This is a genomic window from Bacillus sp. TL12 (genome assembly GCF_022625245.1).
Taxonomy (GTDB): Bacteria; Bacillota; Bacilli; order Bacillales; family Bacillaceae_G; genus Bacillus_A.
The window spans coordinates 1-1,060 of sequence record NZ_JAJJBY010000157.1 but is presented as its reverse complement, the minus strand read 5'-3'; the positions used below and the strand labels follow the sequence as shown (position 1 = coordinate 1,060).

The following is a 1,060-nucleotide window of genomic DNA, read 5'->3' as shown; positions in this document are numbered from 1 at the left end:
CTATTAGTATATTACAAGTTATTTTACTTCTTTACTCTACCTATATATAATAATCCATTAGAACGGTTACCATTCATTGTTATGTACTCTACTTTTTCATACTCTAATTTCTCAAAAGTATTTGTCCATTCCTTTACACGATTTTCACTATGATGGCGCAAAATGGCTCCATCAGATAATTCAAATACGCCATATGTGTCATACTTATCAACATACTGTTTATAGCGTGTTTTATTTCTTTCATCCTCATTTAATAAAAAATCATTAATATAAATAATACCTTCTGGTTTTAATACCCTTTTAATTTCATTTAAAATAGAATCCTGTTCTTGATTTTGGTATACACAGGTTAGAACTGCAAATAATAAAACTGAATCAAAAAAATTATCCGGGAAGGGAAGTTTCCCGCTTTTAACAATATTAAAATCAATGGCCATATCATTTGATTTAGCTCGTTTAATCATTTCTTCTGAAAAATCCACACCATATAAATTCGTAAATTGTTGTTCTTTTAGTTCAAATAATGTTCTTCCGTACCCGCATCCATAGTCCAATAAGGTTGCATCCTTATTTACATACTTTGAGAATAAGTCAAGTTGAAAAGGTGTCGTGAATTCTTTTTCATTTGCTACTCCATTCCAATACTCTCTTTGTTTATTCATATGTGACAACATTCCTTTCCCATAAATTCCCTTGATTATATTCCTAACAAGAAGAAAAAAACAGTCTTTACATTCATTTGTGTATTTGATACAAATCTGAAATGACTATAAAAAAGACTATCCTTTTCTATGATTCTACAGAAAGAATAGCGCATTTTTTCGTTTTGAAGGTAACTAATTTCTTTAGCTTGATAGCGACGGGGCGCTATCCCTATATACACTGAGTTTATTAAGGATGGTAGAAGGGTGAATACGCCCTGTCCTAATTGATATTACTACACGTAACATATCTTCATAATGATCTTCGATCACTTTCCAATCAAATAGCTTATCAATTTTTATAACGATGCCATAAAAGGAAGCATAGCGTTTAAAACTGACTCTTTGTTTTGCATATG

1 protein-coding gene and 1 pseudogene are annotated in these 1,060 nt (G+C 30.7%); both read right to left on the bottom strand.

The annotated features are described in order from the left end of the window. Positions 1-23: 23 nt before the first annotated feature. Positions 24-662 carry a class I SAM-dependent methyltransferase gene (locus tag LOK41_RS28195; protein ID WP_241819380.1) on the bottom strand — a complete coding sequence of 213 codons (639 nt, stop codon included), beginning with the start codon at positions 660-662 and terminating at the stop codon, positions 24-26. Between the two features lie 213 nt (positions 663-875). Then, positions 876-1,060 (bottom strand): annotated as a pseudogene (locus tag LOK41_RS28190) (Tn3 family transposase); the annotation flags it as partial.